Consider the following 15,121-nt stretch of genomic DNA (forward strand, 5'->3'; position numbering starts at 1 on the left):
GCTCAGATGCCAGCCGATAGCTTCGTCCGCAGCTTCCGCGAGTCTTCGCCCTACATTCATCGCTTTCGCGGGCAGACCTTCGTCATCAATTTCGGTGGCGACGCCCTGGCGGATGGCAGCATCCGCAGCCTCGCCCATGACATCGCCCTGCTCAACAGCCTGGGCATCAATGTCGTTCTGGTGCACGGGGCCGGGCCGCAGATTGACGCGGCACTGCTGGCCCACCAACTGCGCACCGAGCGGGTCAATGGCAAGCGCATCACCGACCTGGCGGCCATGCAGGTACTCCGCGAGGCGGTAGGCGGCGCCCGTCTGGTGGTGGAGGCGGCATTGTCCGAGGGGCAAATGGGCTCGCCCATGGCCCATGCCGGGTTGCAGGTGGTCAGCGGCAACTTCATCATCGCCCAGCCCCTTGGGGTGCTGGAGGGGGTGGATTACCAATATACCGGGCAGGTGCGCAGGGTAGCGACAGAGGCCATCCAACGCCATCTTGCCGCCGACGAAATCGTCCTGCTCTCCCCCATCGGCGTCTCGCCGACGGGCACCCTGTTCAACATCCGCGCGGAGGAAGTGGCCGTAGCAGCTGCCTTGGCCTTGCACGCCGCCAAGCTGGTTTTTTTCATGGACGAAGACGGCGTGACCGATGCCCAGGGCCAACTCCTGCGCCAGGTTACGTTGTCCGAGCTGCCGGAGTTGCTCACGCGGGACGACATCCAAGGTGACTTGCGCGAACATCTGCACAGTGCCGCCATCGCCTGCGCCGGAACGGTGGATCGTGTCCATCTCATATCCCGGCAGGTGGATGGTGCGCTGCTGCGCGAACTCTTCACCCGCGACGGCCTCGGTACACTCATATCTCAAGACCCTTTTGAGCACCTGCGGACCGCCACCGTCGCCGACATCCCCGGCATCCTTGACCTGATCGGTCCCATGGAAGAGCGCGGCGTGCTGGTGCGGCGCAGCCGGGAACGCCTCGAAATGGAAGCCAATCGTTTTGTGGTCATGGAACGGGACGGCAAGATCATCGGCTGTGCAGCCATGTATCCCTACCCTGATCAGGGAATGGCCGAAGTCGCCTGCCTCGCGGTGGACGGCCACTATCGCCGCCAGGGGCGCGGTGAGCAACTGCTCGACTACTGTCTGGAGCAGGCGCGGGAGCAGAAGCTGGAGCAGATTTTCGTGCTCAGCACCCAGACGACCCACTGGTTTCTGGAGCGCGGCTTTCACCACAGCACCCTGGAGGATTTACCGGTACCGCGGCAGCACCTCTACAACTTCCAGCGCCGTAGTCAGGTATTTTTTCGCAGCCTGATCGCCTGAAGTGGGGTCAGGAGGGCTCAGCGACCGTCTCATGCTCCTCGGACTCGTCTTCCAAAGAGGGGTCCGCCCCCCCCTCCCCCCGTTCCGTGACGGCGGCGCGGTCGGACTGCTTAGACAAGCCCCCGGTGCGGCCATCATAGCGATTGACCACCGTGCAGCGGCGGGCGATGAAGCCACCCTTTTCCGTCTCGCTGGGCTCAATGTCAAACTCCAGAATGATGTCCCGGCTCGGGAGATCATCCGTATCCAGCTCGCGCGGCAAGTCAGAAATGTGGACAAAGGCCGACTCGTAAGGAGAGTCCTCCTGCCGGGTATCCGTCACCCACAAACGGGCGGAAATGGCGGTCAGAAAACGGATGAAGCCGAAACCACGGTCCGCCTCCCAGCGAATGCAGATACCGCGGATGCGTGAACCCATCTCCCCCCACGGCACCCGCACATCGCCGCGTAAGGGAATCAGACCCGGCACCAAATACCCCGAATAGAAGGCGTCGGCCTCGTGCTGCAATTCCCGGGAAACATTACGAAAGGCCAACACTTCGACCCGACACCCCTTGTTTTGCAAGGCGCGCACCACCTGCAAAAAGTCCCCGTCGCCGGTAACCAACAACACCTGGTCCAGTCGCTCCGACTGCAGCATCACATCCACAGCCAGATCGAGGTCGGCATTGGCCTTAGACATACTGTTACCTTCTTCGTCCACAAACCAGCGCACCGGCTTTTCGATGATTTTCCAACCCAGATCGCGCACCGCCTGCTGATAGCCTCGAATCCGTTCCCGGTATTCATGGTCACGCTTCATGCGCTCACCATCTACCGCCATATAGGTATTCAGGCGCAGCAACCGCGCCTCGTCCTCCCGTCCGGCGAAGCGCCGCAGCACGTCGTAACGCATGGAATAACCGCCGTTGTAGCGAATATTTTCGGCATCCACATAGACGCCAATATGTAGCTCACCAGTACTCATAAATGCTCAGGACTCCAGAATGGCGCCGTTGGCGGCGTTAGTCACCAGCTTGCGATAGCGACGCAACCATGGTGACTTCAGGGGTTTTTCGATCGGCACCCAGTGCTTGCGGCGTTCGGCCAATGCCTCATCACTCAGGTCGACGTGGATTTTGCCGTTATCGAGGTCAAGAGAAATGATGTCACCATCTTTCAGCAGACCGATAGGGCCGCCCTCTGCGGCCTCCGGGGAGATATGGCCGATACAGGCCCCATGGGTCGCCCCACTGAAACGGCCATCGGTAATCAATGCGACGCTTTCGCCCAGCCCCATGCCCATGATGTTGGCGGTAGGCGTCAGCATTTCCGGCATGCCGGGACCACCCTTCGGACCTTCATAGCGGATCACCACCACATTACCGGCCTTGACCTCACCGGCGAGAATACCGTCCGCCGCCGTTTCCATACTCTCAAAAATCTTCGCGGGTCCCGAGAACTTCCGCATGGCGGGCAATACCGCACCAATTTTGACGATACCGCCTTCGGGCGCGAGATTGCCAAAGACCACCCGCAGGCCGCCGGTAGGGGAAATGGGATCGCTGGCCAGATGGATGATCTTACTGTCCTTGACCGCCGCCGCTGTCACAATCTCGCGCAAACTCTGGCCGCTGACCGTCGGCTTGTCCAGATGCAGCACCTCGGGATTGCGCTTGTGCACTTCATGCAGAATGGCGGGAATGCCGCCAGCGCGGCCGATGTCCTCGATATGCACCGTGGACAGGGCCGGAGACACCTTGGCGAGGTAGGCCACCTGCTGCGCCAGGTCGTTCAACCGCGCCAGCGGATACTCCAGACCGGCCTCCCGGGCGATAGCCAGGGTATGCAGCACAGTGTTGGTGGAGCCGCCCATGGCCATATCGAGGATGAACGCGTTGTCGATCGCATCGAAATCCACCAGTTGCCGCATGGTCGGCCCGCCCGCCAGCGCCAGCGCCACCACCCGGTCCGCAGCCTGCCGCACCAGGTCGCGGCGCGCCGCCGCGGTCGCCAGAATGGTGCCGTTGCCAGGCAGCGCAATCCCGAGGACTTCCATCAGGCAGTTCATACTGTTGGCTGTGAACATGCCGGAGCAGGAACCGCAGGTCGGGCAGGCTTTATCTTCAATCTCTTTGAGACGCATTTGCGTGATTTGCCCGCGCTTGAACTGCCCGACCGCCTCAAAGGCGGTCACCAAATCGATCGCCGTTCCATCAGACAGATGTCCGGCTTCCATGGGGCCGCCGGAGACAAATACCGTGGGCACGTCACAGCGCAGCGCGCCCATAATCATACCGGGCACGATCTTGTCGCAGTTGGGGATACAGATGAGCGCATCCAGATGATGGGCCTGTACCACTGTCTCGATGGAATCCGCAATCAGTTCACGGCTCGGCAGCGAGTAACGCATACCATCGTGACCCATGATGATGCCGTCATCCACGCCGATGGTATTGAACTCGAAGGGCACACCCCCTGCCGCGCGGATATTCTCCTTGACGATACGGCCGAACTCCTGCAGATGCACATGACCGGGAATGATGTCGATGAAGGAATTAGCCACTCCGATAAAGGGCTTATCCATATCCTGATCCGTCACCCCGCAAGCCTTGAGCAGGGCGCGATGGGGGGTGCGTTCAAAGCCTTTTTTGATCATATCGGAGCGCATGATGGGGGTCCTCGTGGCAAGTTCAAGCAGGGGGCGCATCGCGTGGATAACACCCAGACAGCGGCGCGATCGGGTGCAGAGTAAAAACACACTGATCGCCTGATTAGTGCCTAGAGTATAGAGCTAAGTGTGAGACAGGCCAAGAAGCAGGCGATCAAAAGGAAACTAAGAGCTTGGCCCCGTCACAAAATGTAATTACACTATAACTGCTGTATGTAATACATTTTAGGAGGCCATCATGATTATGCCGAGGACCAGTCAACACCCGAAGAGTGACACCTTCAACTTCCGCATTGATTCCACTTTGAAAGCCGCCTTCGTTGCCGCTACAGAGGCCGACGACAAGCCCGCTGCCCAAGTCCTACGCGACTTCATGCGCGCCTATGTAAAACAGAAGGCGCAGCGCGCTTTTGGGGCTGAGGCGCAGCGGCAATCACGCGCTATCGCGGCGCGCGCCAGCGAACTCGATAGCGACGAATCCGCTGTCCTGCGAGAGTTGGATGCGTATTTGGAACGCGATGATTTTGCTGAAGAATGGAAGCCATGAGACGCGGCGATCTGGTGACCATCGCCGTCTCCGGCGACTACGGTAAGCCGCGACCGGCACTGGTGGTGCAGGCAGACGCTTTTGTCGCGCTGCCCTCGGTGACGGTGCTCCGTCTGACGAGTGAACTGCACGCAGAACATCTGCTACGTGTGACCATTCATCCCAGTCCAGACAATGGGTTGCGCGTTGCCTCGCAAGTGATGATTGATAAGGCAGTAACTGTGCCCCGGGAACGGATTGGCAGCGTCATCGGTCACCTCGAAACTATAGAAATACAGGAGGTAAGCCGGGCGCTGATGCGATTTTTAGGACTTAGTGCGCTGACTGCATAGAGCGGACATTCAACCCTGCGGCGCAACAGGCGTCGCTGGCCGCAACCACTCGTCCCATATCGCCAGTAATACGGCCAGCAGCACCGGCCCCAGGAACAATCCGAGAAAACCGAAGGCGAGAATGCCGCCCAGCACCCCGAAGAGCACCAGCAGGAACGGAATCCGTACCGCGTTGGAAATCACCAACGGGCGAATCAGGTTATCAATCCAGCTCACCACCAGCGCACCCCACAGGGCCAGCCCTACTCCCGCCCAGATATCGCCCTGAAAGAGCAGCCAGATGCTCGCGGCACCCCAAACCAGGGGGGTACCGAAGGGAATCAAGGAAAACAGCAGGGTGATGATGGCCAGCAATACGGGCGCGGGCAGCCCTGCCACCGCGTAACCCACCCCCGCAAGGGCGCCCTGCGCCACCGCGGTCGCTAGAATGCCGTAAATCACCGCACGGATGGTGCTGGCCACTGTCCGTAGATAGGTGTCGCCCCGCTGTCCCAGCACCTGGCCGACAAAACGGCGCAACTGATCCAACAGCAGTTCACTGTGCCGGTAGAAGAAAAAGGTGGTGATGAGAACGAGCATAAGCAAAGCGCCGAAACGCCCGATCCCGCCCGCAACACTGCCCAGCCGCCCCGCCCAGGCGGAGAGGTCGGGAGACAACGCACCGGGCATCAGTTTCGCTTTCCAAGGGGCGGGAATCTGGGCGAGCAAATCATGCACCCAAGGTATCTGATTCAGCCTTGCTTCCAGGGTCGTGTGTGCATCCTGGCTGGCGAGGTCAGTCAGTAGATGGTGCAACTCCGTCCCTAGGGTGATACTCAGAAAAAGTACGGGAAGAATAAAAATCAACGCCAGCATGAGCGTGGCGCCCGCTGCTGCCAGCACGGGCGGCCAATGTCGGCGCATGGGACCGGCCAGCGGCCAAGTCGCATAAACGAGAATAGCCGCCCAGCCAAGAGCTGGCAAAAAGGGGGACAGGATTTTCCAGACCAGGGCAAAAAAGAGAACGGCGGCAAGCAATTGGCCGAAGGCGAAGCGCAGATCGCGAACCGTCAGATCCGCGAGACGCATCATGATTTAACGCCGCGCGACACCGCTTTCCCGCGCGGCAACGGTCACTGCGCCAGAGACCCGCTGCCGTAGGCGCGGGTCCAGAGGTTTGGGGATAATGTACTCAGGGCCAAAGGCCAGACCTTGCGTTGCAGTCAGCCCATAAGCGGCCTGCACCGTGTCCGGCACCGCCTCCCGCGCCAGCCTCGCCAACGCATCGACGGCCGCCAGCAGCATGGGCTGGTTGATCTGCCGAGCCCGGCAATCCAGCGCGCCGCGGAAGAGGAAGGGAAAGCCCAACACATTGTTGACCTGATTGGGCATATCCGAACGACCCGTGGCGATGATGGCGTCAGGACGCAGGCGCCGCGCTACGGCGGGGTCCACCTCAGGATCGGGATTGGCGAGTGCAAAAATCACTGGCTTGGGCGCCAGCATCGGCAACGCCGCTTCCGGAATGGCGCCGCGCACAGAGACGCCGATGACCACATCGGCACCGCGCAACATCGCCGCCAAATCCCAGTCCTGAGGCGCCACCGCAAAGGGCTTATGCCATTGGGTGAGGTCCATACGTCCGCTGTGCAGCACGCCGTGCAAATCGCTCAGGAAAACATCCGCCACCCCCAGCGCCCGTAACATACGCGCAATGGCAAGTCCGGCAGCACCAGCACCAACAATAGCGACCTTGATGTGACCCAACGCCTTACCCTGCAATTCCAGTGCATTCTGCAATGCCGCGGCCACAATCACGGCCGTACCATGCTGATCATCGTGGAATACGGGAATGTCCAGCATGGCCTGCAAGGTTTCTTCGACCTGAAAACAGATCGGAGCACTGACGTCTTCCAGATTGATGCCGCCAAAACCGGGAGCAATAGCCGCCACGACGTCAATCAGGTGCTCGGCATCCCTCGCCTGCACTTCAATATCAAACGCATCAATATCCGCGAAGTGTTTGAAGAGCAGCGCTTTGCCTTCCATGACCGGTTTACCCGCCAGCGGCCCGACATTACCCAAACCAAGCACCGCCGTGCCATTACTGACTACGGCGACGAGGTTGCCCTTTGCGGTATAGTCGTAGGCCTTTTCCGGATTGTCAGCGATCTCCCGCACCGGAGCCGCGACACCGGGCGTGTAGGCCAGAGACAGATCTTCCTGACTGCTGCAGGGCTTGCTCGGCATGACCGAAAGCTTACCCGCTGGCATACGGGCGTGATACTCCAGCGCCCGTCGCCGCAGATCTATCTGGGCATCGGTCTCCGTCACAGCGAGTTACTGACCGCCGTAACGCTTGCGGAACTTCTCTACCTGACCGGCGGCAGAAACGGCGCGCTGCTTACCGGTGTAAAAAGGATGGCATTCGGAGCAGAGGTCGATATGCAGATCACGGCTCGCGGTGGAACGCGTCTTGAAGACATTGCCGCAACTGCAGGTGACGGTGATTTCTTCATACTTGGGGTGAATATCGGTTTTCATGATGGCTACTCTTGGGGCCTCGATACAAAGAGGCGAATTATAGGGACGGACAGGGCGGACGTCCAGCAGACACGCTTAACGATGCATGGAATCAAAAAACTCTGCGTTTGTTTTGGTGCCGCGCACCTTATCGAGCAGGAACTCCATGGATTCCACGGGATCCATGGGCGCCAGCAACTTGCGCAGTACCCACATTTTACTGAGCATGTCGGCCTGGACCAGCAACTCTTCACGACGGGTACCGGATTTGTTGAGATTGATGGCAGGGTAGGTACGCTTCTCAGCAAGACGGCGGTCGAGGTGCACTTCCATATTACCGGTACCCTTGAACTCCTCGAAGATGACTTCGTCCATCTTGGAGCCGGTTTCCACCAGGGCCGTGGCAATAATGGTCAGGCTGCCGCCCTCTTCGATATTGCGCGCAGCGCCGAAGAAGCGCTTGGGCTTCTGCAGTGCGTTGGCGTCCACACCACCAGTCAGCACCTTGCCAGAGGACGGCACCACCGTGTTGAAGGCGCGCGCCAAACGGGTAATGGAGTCGAGCAGGATGACCACATCGTGTTTGTGCTCGACCAGGCGCTTGGCCTTTTCCAGGACGATTTCTGCAACCTGGGTGTGGCGCGTCGCCGGTTCATCAAAGGTGGAGGAGACCACCTCGCCCTTCACTGAGCGCTGCATTTCCGTCACTTCTTCCGGGCGCTCATCAATGAGCAGCACGATCAGATAGCATTCAGGATGATTGGCGGTGATGGCGTGTGCAATCTGCTGCAGCAACACCGTCTTCCCCGTTTTAGGCGGGGCAACGATCAGACCGCGCTGGCCCTTACCGATGGGTGACACCAAGTCAATGATCCGCGGCGCCATTTCACCGTAGGGGATATTGTCGGACTCCAGACGCAGTCGCTCTTCGGGGAACAGTGGCGTCAGATCGTCGAAGTTCACCTTGTTGCGGGTCGCTTCCGGCGCTTCGAAATTGATGCTTTCCACCTTGAGTAATGCGAAATAGCGCTCCCCCTCTTTGGGAGGACGAATCTGCCCGGAAACGGTGTCTCCAGTCTGCAGATGAAAACGCCGCACCTGCGAAGGCGAGACATAAATGTCATCCGGCCCTGCCATGTAAGACCCGGAGGCTGCGCGCAGAAAACCAAAACCATCCTGCAAAATTTCCAGCACACCCTCGCCATAAATAGCATCCCCGTTACGCGCATGCGCCTTGAGAATGTTGAAGATGATTTCCTGTTTCTTCTGGCGGGCGGTACCTTCTAATCCCATATCCTGACAGATCACCGCCAGTTCAGCGGCTGTTTTACGCTTGAGATCGGTCAGATTCATCGCCGAAGCGCCAGGTGCCGGACAAAGCGTACTCTCGTCTTCGTCGTCTACCAGAATGTCTTCGTTGGGGAAGGACTTGGGCGTCCGGGGAGATTTACGGCGGGGACGTGGTGTATTCAAAGTTGACTATCCAGGAATGCGGTCAGTTGGGCTTTACTCAGGGCACCCACCTTGGTGGCTTCAAGCTTGCCGGCCTTGAAAAGGAGCAGTGTGGGAATGCCGCGAATGCCGTACTGAGGAGGGGTGGCGGGGTTTTCATCGATGTTAAATTTGGCAACCTGCAGGCGGTCGGCATATTCGCCAGCGACCTCTTCCAGAATGGGGGCAATCATCTTGCAAGGTCCGCACCATTCAGCCCAGAAATCGACCAGAACCGGCTTAGAGGACTTCAGTACATCCGTTTCAAAACTATCATCAGACACGTAAACAATAGCATCGCTCATTGGAGAGGGCTCCTCTGTCAGTTGGGTACAACGCTTTGGTGGATATTCATGAGATTTTTATCATTCGAGGGGTTTAACCCGAGACCACATGCGCCGGATGGCGCCCGCAGATAAGCACTTCTTTCAGTCCATAAGGTGATTGAAGGATAGCACGATAAAACTGGGATGCAAGAGCGATGGGCAGTCACTTTAAAAGTTAGGATTTTAAGCCAGTAAGGGTGGCGGAGAGAGAGGGATTCGAACCCTCGATGGAGTGTTTAGCCCCATACTCCCTTAGCAGGGGAGCGCCTTCAGCCGCTCGGCCATCTCTCCGGTAGCGGGATTCTAACCCGTTGCGGGGGCTAAGGTCAAAACCCGATGCACCGATCAGGTACAGGAGAATGGTATGGCCGCCACAGCGGGGGTGGCGTATGGTAAACTATTTGTATTTGGCAAAGCTTGGAAAGGATGGCGTGACTGCACTTCTGGTTCTGAACAATCTGGCAAAACGGCTTCCCGGAGACCCTCAGCGCTGGTTATTCCGCGATGCGAGCCTCAACATAGTACCAGCAGACTTCGTAGCCATCATGGGGGAAAGCGGCGTTGGCAAAAGCACCCTGCTGAATATCATTGCCGGCCTGGATCGCCCCGATGCGGGGCACATGACTTTCAGGGGTCAGCCGCTCGACACCCTGGATGACGACATGCGTACGCTCCTGCGGCGGCGGCACATGGGTTTTATATTTCAGGCCTTTCACCTGATCCCACAATTGACCGTAGAGGAAAATATCGCCCTGCCCTGGCGACTGAACGCTCTCCCCCGGCGTGAGATGATTCAGCGGGTTAACATGCTGTCCAAGCGTCTTGGAATTAGCGAACGCTTGGCGGCCTGGCCACGAGAATTGTCCGGCGGCGAGATGCAGCGGGTTGCGGTGGCGCGGGCGGTGGTCCATCATCCGTCACTGATCCTGGCGGACGAGCCGACGGGGAGTCTTGATGCCGAATCTGCGGAAACCGTGCTCAGCCTCCTGCGTGAGGCCGGAGAAGCAGAGGGGGCAGCCATTGTGCTGGTGACCCATTCGGCGACAGCGGCTGGCCGAGCGCAGCGACGCCTGCATTTCGACGCGCAGGGCTTCCATCCACTGTGATCACCCGGGTTCCGTGGCAGGCCGCCGTATGGCGCCCCCTCCGCCAGAGGCCGGGTGCGAGCCTGCTCACGATCATCGGCATTGCGCTGGGAGTCGCACTGGGACTGGCCATCGCTCTCATCAACATTCAGGCCGTAAGCGATTTTTCTGCCGGGCTGCGGCGCCTGTCGGGGCAGGCCGACCTGACCCTGACGGCGCCGGGGCGGGGCTTTTCCGAACAATGGTATGTGCGCCTGAGTATGGCCAAGGGTGTGGCCGTGGCCACCCCGGAAATCCGCTTGCAGGCGCTGGTACTGCATCCCGCCCGGAAGGGCATGCTCCGCATTCTCGGCATTGATGCCTTCCAGGCGGCGCGCATGGGGCAACCGCTGGTACCGCCGGACATACGCAGCCCGCTCGCCCTGCTGACCCCTGACCACATTGCCCTGAGCCCGGCAGCACTGGCGTATCTCGGCCTACGGGTAGGGGATACGCTGACGCTTGACGCGGACGGACAGCCACGCACGCTGCGAATCATCGGCGAACTGCCGGGTGTGGGCGACGGCAGAGCGTTCGGCGTCATGGATATTGCGGCAGTACAGTGGCTGTGGGAAACAATCGGCACCCTCAATCAGATCGACCTGCGTCTGCGCCCCGGAATACCCACCGCTAACTTTCTCGCGCAATGGCAGAGACATCTGCCGGTCGGCGCCGTGTTACAAAGCCCGGCGCAGCAGGGACGGGTGGCTGCAGATGCTTCGCGCGCCTATCGCGTGAACCTGCTGGTGCTGTCGCTGGTGGCGCTGTTTACCGGGGCTTTTCTCGTCTATTCCACCCTGGCCATGGGGGTAGTACGGCAACGTCAGCAACTGGCCCTGTTGCGGGTCCTGGGCCTGCGCCGCCGGGAAGTCGTATTGGCCATATTGTTGCAGGGGGTGGTCTTGGGTCTGCCGGGTGCGCTGCTGGGTCTGCCGCTGGGCGTGCTGGCGGCCTGGCTGGCCCTGGCACACATGGGTGGCGATCTAGGGGCGGGGTATTTCAGCGCTACGGCTTTGCACTTGCAATGGCATCCGGGACTCCTGCTGATCTTTTTCGTGGCGGGCCTGGGGGCGGCGCTGACCGGCGCCTTTTTACCGGCTTGGGAAACCAGCCGGGCGATCCCCGCCCTGGCGTTGCGTGCCGGCTCTGAAGAGCAGGCCCATCAGCAGCGTCAGCATCCCTGGATAGGTCTGCTGCTCCTGGGACTGGCCTTGGCAGGGTCGTTAGCTCCGGCCATCCACGGCATCCCTTATCTGGCCTACGGCGCGGTAGCCTGCCTGCTCTTCGCCCTGCTCTTTTTGCTGGCACCGCTCCTACGCGCACTGACCCGGCTCTTTCCCCTGCCCCATGCACCCGTCTGGCGTCTGGCTTTGGAACAACTGCGGGGCACGCCTGGCCGGGCCGCGCAAAGCCTGGCTGCAGTGGTAGTGGCCTTTAGTCTGGTCGTGGCCATGGCGGTGATGGTGGGTTCATTCCGCGACTCGGTCGCCAACTGGCTGACCGACATCTTACGCGCGGACCTCTATGTACAGGCCGGGATGAATAGGGACTCAGTCCTCCCCCATGGCACAGCGCACCAGCTTTGCGCACTGCCCAATGTCCGCGCCTGCTCGCCCCTGCGGCGAATCACCCTGAATTTGTTGCCGGGACATCCACCGATGATGCTGCTCGCGCGAGGCATGAACATCAGCGATCCGGAGCGGGAATTGCAGATACTCCATGCGGTCAGGGTCGGGCCACAACAGCCGCCCCCCGTGTGGATTTCGGAGATTCTGGCAGGCATCAGTGGCTGGCAGGTCGGGCGGGTGATCCATCTGCCGCTGGGTGGGCAGGAGCGGGCGGTGACCATCGCCGGTATTTATCGGGATTACGCCTATCAGGAAGGATCGGTGTCCATACCCATTCAGCAATACCGCGCATGGTCCGGAGACGATGCGGTCAATGGCGTCGCCCTCTGGCTGCGTCCCGGCGCTGCAATACCGGCCGCCATCCGCAACTTGCGGCAGACACTGCCCGATGGTGGCCAATTATTGATCGCGACCCCCAAAGAAATTCGCAGCAAGAGCCTGCAAATATTCAACCAGAGCTTTGTCGCCACCTATGCACTGGAGGCTGTCGCCATGGTGATCGGGCTACTGGGGGTGAGCAGCGGCTTCGGGGCGCAGACGCTGATGCGCCGCAGCGAATTCGCAATGCTCCGGCATCTGGGTCTGCGGCGGCATGATCTGCTCACCCTGCTCTTTGCCGAGGGCAGCGTCCTTTCGCTCCTCGGGATATTCATCGGCGGCGCGCTGGGGATGGCCATCAGCGTCATCCTGATCGAAGTGGTCAATCCCCAGTCTTTCCATTGGCACATGGGCTTTCGTCCGTCCTGGCCGCTGTTGCTGGCCCTGAGTGCCATCCTCTGGCTGGCGAGCACGGCCACCATGGTGCTGGCCGGACGGCGGGCGATCCGCCACACAGCCACGGTGCTGCGCGATGATTAGTCATTTACGGTCGGTATTGCCGCGCAAAGGGATATGCTCCGGCCTTCTGGTGCTGTGCTGCGGGCTCTGTGGACCAGCGCAGGCCGAATTCAGTCTGCCGGGAACGCCCTTGCCTTTGCAGCCCACGCCGGATGTGAAGGTCACCCCGCAATACCCCATGCAATTCCCCAACGCCCTGGGCGGTCACCCGGATTTCCCCATTGAATGGTGGTATGTAACGGGTTGGCTGCATAACGCATCCGGAAAACCACTGGGATTTCAGATCACCTTTTTCCGGGTCCGGCCCCCTAAGGTCTGGGCGAATCCCAGCGCCTTCAATCCCGGCGAACTGCTTTTTGCCGAGGCGGCGCTGAGCGATCCTCGCATCAGGCATCTGCTTACCGCGCAGCGGGCCGCGCGCGCTGGTCTCGGATTAGCAGGGGCGGATCGAGACCATACCGATGTCTGGATTCGCCATTGGTACCTGCGTCAGCGGGGGCGGGATTACGAGACGCGCATCAACGGCAATAAAATTCGTTATCGACTGCGATTCACCCCTACCCAACCTGCGCTGTTGGAAGGTCCCCAGGGCATCAGCCAGAAGGGTCCAGACTCGAAGAATGCCAGCTACTACTACAGCCTTCCGCATCTAAAGGTCAGCGGAACGGTGGACATCAAAGGACGGCGTGAGCTGGTCAGCGGGGAGGCGTGGCTGGATCACGAATGGTCGGCGGCGTATCTGCCCAAAAAGGCCGTCGGCTGGGATTGGCTGGGGATCAATCTGCAGGATGGCGGTGCCCTCATGGTCTTCATGATGCGCCGCGCCGATGGTGCGCCCTTCTGGCTGGCCGGCACAGAGCGTAATGCGCTGGGCCAGGTACACTACATTCCGGCCAAAGACATCCACATGCAGCCCATTGGCTGGTGGCGGTCGCCGCAAACCGGCATACGCTACCCTGTACGCTGGCAGATGCAGGTGGGAAACCTGCATCTCGCTATCGTTCCGCTCATGGACAATCAGGAATTCGACGCCAGCCGCAGCAGCGGCACCGTTTACTGGGAAGGCGCCGTGCGCGCCATGACGGGCCAGCAGACCGTAGGGAAAGGCTATCTGGAACTCACCGGCTATGGCGGTCGTCTGGCCTTGGGCCAATAGCGCTCCGTAACTGGAGCAATCCTCTCCGCGTTGCTACACTAGCACTATGCCCAACGAAAGCTCAGGTCTGTTGCTGCAACAACGATTTCTGGAACGCTTCACCGGACGCACCATCATTGTGCATCGCGGATTCCCGAAACAATTCCTCCGCGAACTGCTGGAGCAACCTGGCGGTGGCGGGCATTTCCGGGTGGATGCCCGTATTCCAGAGAGTACGCCGCCAACACCCATCGAATGGGTGGTGCATCGCTTCGTGTTGCCGCTTTCGCTGCCCCTGCCGCTGCTCATCCGGGTAGATGCTGACACACTCTATCTGCGTCATCTGATGCATGACGACACCGTCGGTCATCCCAGCGAAGTCCTCTGGATGCTGGATGCTATCCGCGAACGCTATCATGCCCGACTTGATCGCCAGCAAGGCCGCTACGCCGCCAGCATGGGCATGGCCGTGCAAGACAATAGCATCGACTATGACTTCATCAACAATGGCTGACGCCCTCGACGACACTGCGTTGCTGCGTTATGCGCGCCAGATTCTCCTGTCGGAAATCGACATTACCGGACAGCAGGCGCTGGCTGCCAGCCGGGTGCTGATCATCGGCATGGGTGGACTAGGCTGCCCGGCCGCCCAGTATCTGGCGGCCGCGGGTGTCGGCAACCTGACCGTCTGCGATGGGGATCAGGTCGAACTCAGCAATCTGCAACGCCAGATTCTCTATAGCGAAACCGACCTGGGACGCCCCAAAGCCCTGGCCGCACGCGATCGACTGTGTGCCATGAATCAGCAGATTCTGGTCAGCGCCTGGTCGGAATCAGCGCAACCCGAGTCTCTTGCGGCGGCACTGGACACCCACGATCTGGTGCTGGACTGCACCGACAACTTCAGCAGCCGCCACGCCATCAACTGCGCCTGCCGTAACGCTGGCAAGCCCCTCATCAGTGCAGCGGCCATCCGCTGGGAAGGACAACTCGCCGTCTTTGATGCTCGTGTGCCGGAAAGCGCCTGCTATGCCTGTCTCTACCCGGACGGCATGGAGGACACCGAAGATACCTGCTCACGCAGCGGCGTCCTTGGCCCGCTCCTCGGCGTACTCGGCAGTATGCAGGCGGCAGAAGCCATCCGCCTGCTCTGCACGGGCCATTCCCCGCTGGCTGGGCAGCTCCTGCTAGTGGATGCGCAAAGCTGGCAGTGGCGGCAGATCGCCCTG

The 15,121-nt window shown here is 60.4% G+C and carries 15 protein-coding genes and 1 tRNA gene; 8 read left to right on the forward strand and 8 right to left on the reverse strand.

Annotated elements, in window-relative coordinates:
- Positions 1-6 precede the first annotated feature (6 nt).
- Positions 7-1,320: an amino-acid N-acetyltransferase gene (gene argA / locus M7F93_RS01275; RefSeq protein ID WP_298167840.1), complete on the forward strand. Its 1,314-nt coding sequence runs from the start codon at positions 7-9 to the stop codon at positions 1,318-1,320.
- 7 nt (positions 1,321-1,327) lie between these two features.
- Here the strand turns inward: argA and M7F93_RS01280 are convergent, their stop codons facing one another.
- Both M7F93_RS01280 and ilvD read right to left on the reverse strand, forming a co-directional pair.
- The gene (locus tag M7F93_RS01280) at positions 1,328-2,287 is read right to left on the reverse strand and encodes a LabA-like NYN domain-containing protein (RefSeq protein ID WP_298167843.1); all 960 of its coding nucleotides are present in this window, start codon (positions 2,285-2,287) and stop codon (positions 1,328-1,330) included.
- A gap of 6 nt (positions 2,288-2,293) precedes the next feature.
- Complete coding sequence (gene ilvD, locus M7F93_RS01285; RefSeq protein ID WP_298167846.1) at positions 2,294-3,970, reverse strand: dihydroxy-acid dehydratase; 1,677 nt, start codon at positions 3,968-3,970, stop codon at positions 2,294-2,296.
- A gap of 238 nt (positions 3,971-4,208) precedes the next feature.
- Here ilvD and M7F93_RS01290 point away from each other — a divergent pair, with 238 nt between their 5' ends.
- Together M7F93_RS01290 and M7F93_RS01295 are read left to right on the forward strand one after the other, a co-directional pair.
- On the forward strand, positions 4,209-4,517 hold the full coding sequence (locus M7F93_RS01290) for a hypothetical protein (protein ID WP_298167849.1): 309 nt from the start codon (positions 4,209-4,211) through the stop codon (positions 4,515-4,517).
- Positions 4,514-4,849 (forward strand): type II toxin-antitoxin system PemK/MazF family toxin, encoded by a 336-nt coding sequence (locus M7F93_RS01295; RefSeq protein ID WP_298167852.1) that lies wholly within the window; start codon positions 4,514-4,516, stop codon positions 4,847-4,849. The genes M7F93_RS01290 and M7F93_RS01295 overlap by 4 nt, the downstream gene beginning before the upstream one ends.
- A gap of 9 nt (positions 4,850-4,858) precedes the next feature.
- Here M7F93_RS01295 and M7F93_RS01300 read toward each other — a convergent pair whose 3' ends face one another.
- From M7F93_RS01300 to M7F93_RS01325, 6 genes are all read right to left on the reverse strand, one after another.
- Positions 4,859-5,920 carry an AI-2E family transporter gene (locus M7F93_RS01300; RefSeq protein ID WP_298167855.1) on the reverse strand — a complete coding sequence of 354 codons (1,062 nt, stop codon included), beginning with the start codon at positions 5,918-5,920 and terminating at the stop codon, positions 4,859-4,861.
- A gap of 3 nt (positions 5,921-5,923) precedes the next feature.
- Positions 5,924-7,162 carry a malic enzyme-like NAD(P)-binding protein gene (locus M7F93_RS01305; RefSeq protein ID WP_298167858.1) on the reverse strand — a complete coding sequence of 413 codons (1,239 nt, stop codon included), beginning with the start codon at positions 7,160-7,162 and terminating at the stop codon, positions 5,924-5,926.
- A 6-nt stretch (positions 7,163-7,168) separates the two neighbouring features.
- Positions 7,169-7,372, reverse strand: coding sequence for a 50S ribosomal protein L31 (gene rpmE, locus M7F93_RS01310; RefSeq protein WP_298167861.1), 204 nt, complete (start codon positions 7,370-7,372; stop codon positions 7,169-7,171).
- 75 nt (positions 7,373-7,447) lie between these two features.
- A complete protein-coding gene (rho, locus tag M7F93_RS01315; RefSeq protein ID WP_461262972.1) occupies positions 7,448-8,824 on the reverse strand; it encodes a transcription termination factor Rho in 1,377 nt (458 codons plus the stop codon).
- Positions 8,821-9,147 carry a thioredoxin TrxA gene (gene trxA, locus M7F93_RS01320; protein WP_298167864.1) on the reverse strand — a complete coding sequence of 109 codons (327 nt, stop codon included), beginning with the start codon at positions 9,145-9,147 and terminating at the stop codon, positions 8,821-8,823. Before trxA ends, rho begins: the two co-directional genes overlap by 4 nt.
- Positions 9,148-9,366: 219 nt before the next feature.
- Positions 9,367-9,459 (reverse strand) — tRNA-Ser (locus M7F93_RS01325).
- A 98-nt stretch (positions 9,460-9,557) separates the two neighbouring features.
- Here M7F93_RS01325 and M7F93_RS01330 point away from each other — a divergent pair.
- The 5 genes from M7F93_RS01330 to M7F93_RS01350 form a co-directional block, all read left to right on the forward strand.
- A complete protein-coding gene (locus M7F93_RS01330; protein WP_298167867.1) occupies positions 9,558-10,274 on the forward strand; it encodes an ABC transporter ATP-binding protein in 717 nt (238 codons plus the stop codon).
- Positions 10,271-12,778, forward strand: a complete 2,508-nt coding sequence (locus tag M7F93_RS01335; RefSeq protein WP_298167870.1) for an ABC transporter permease — start codon at positions 10,271-10,273, stop codon at positions 12,776-12,778. The genes M7F93_RS01330 and M7F93_RS01335 overlap by 4 nt, the downstream gene beginning before the upstream one ends.
- On the forward strand, positions 12,771-13,913 hold the full coding sequence (locus M7F93_RS01340; protein WP_298167873.1) for a lipocalin-like domain-containing protein: 1,143 nt from the start codon (positions 12,771-12,773) through the stop codon (positions 13,911-13,913). Before M7F93_RS01335 ends, M7F93_RS01340 begins: the two co-directional genes overlap by 8 nt.
- Before the next feature lie 70 nt (positions 13,914-13,983).
- Positions 13,984-14,406: a hypothetical protein gene (locus M7F93_RS01345; protein WP_298167876.1), complete on the forward strand. Its 423-nt coding sequence runs from the start codon at positions 13,984-13,986 to the stop codon at positions 14,404-14,406.
- On the forward strand, positions 14,384-15,121 hold a 738-nt coding region (locus tag M7F93_RS01350), incomplete at its 3' end, for a HesA/MoeB/ThiF family protein (RefSeq protein WP_298167879.1). The genes M7F93_RS01345 and M7F93_RS01350, both read left to right, overlap by 23 nt.

It is taken from the genome of Acidithiobacillus sp. (genome assembly GCF_027322205.1).
In the GTDB taxonomy this organism is placed as follows: domain Bacteria; phylum Pseudomonadota; class Gammaproteobacteria; order Acidithiobacillales; family Acidithiobacillaceae; genus Acidithiobacillus.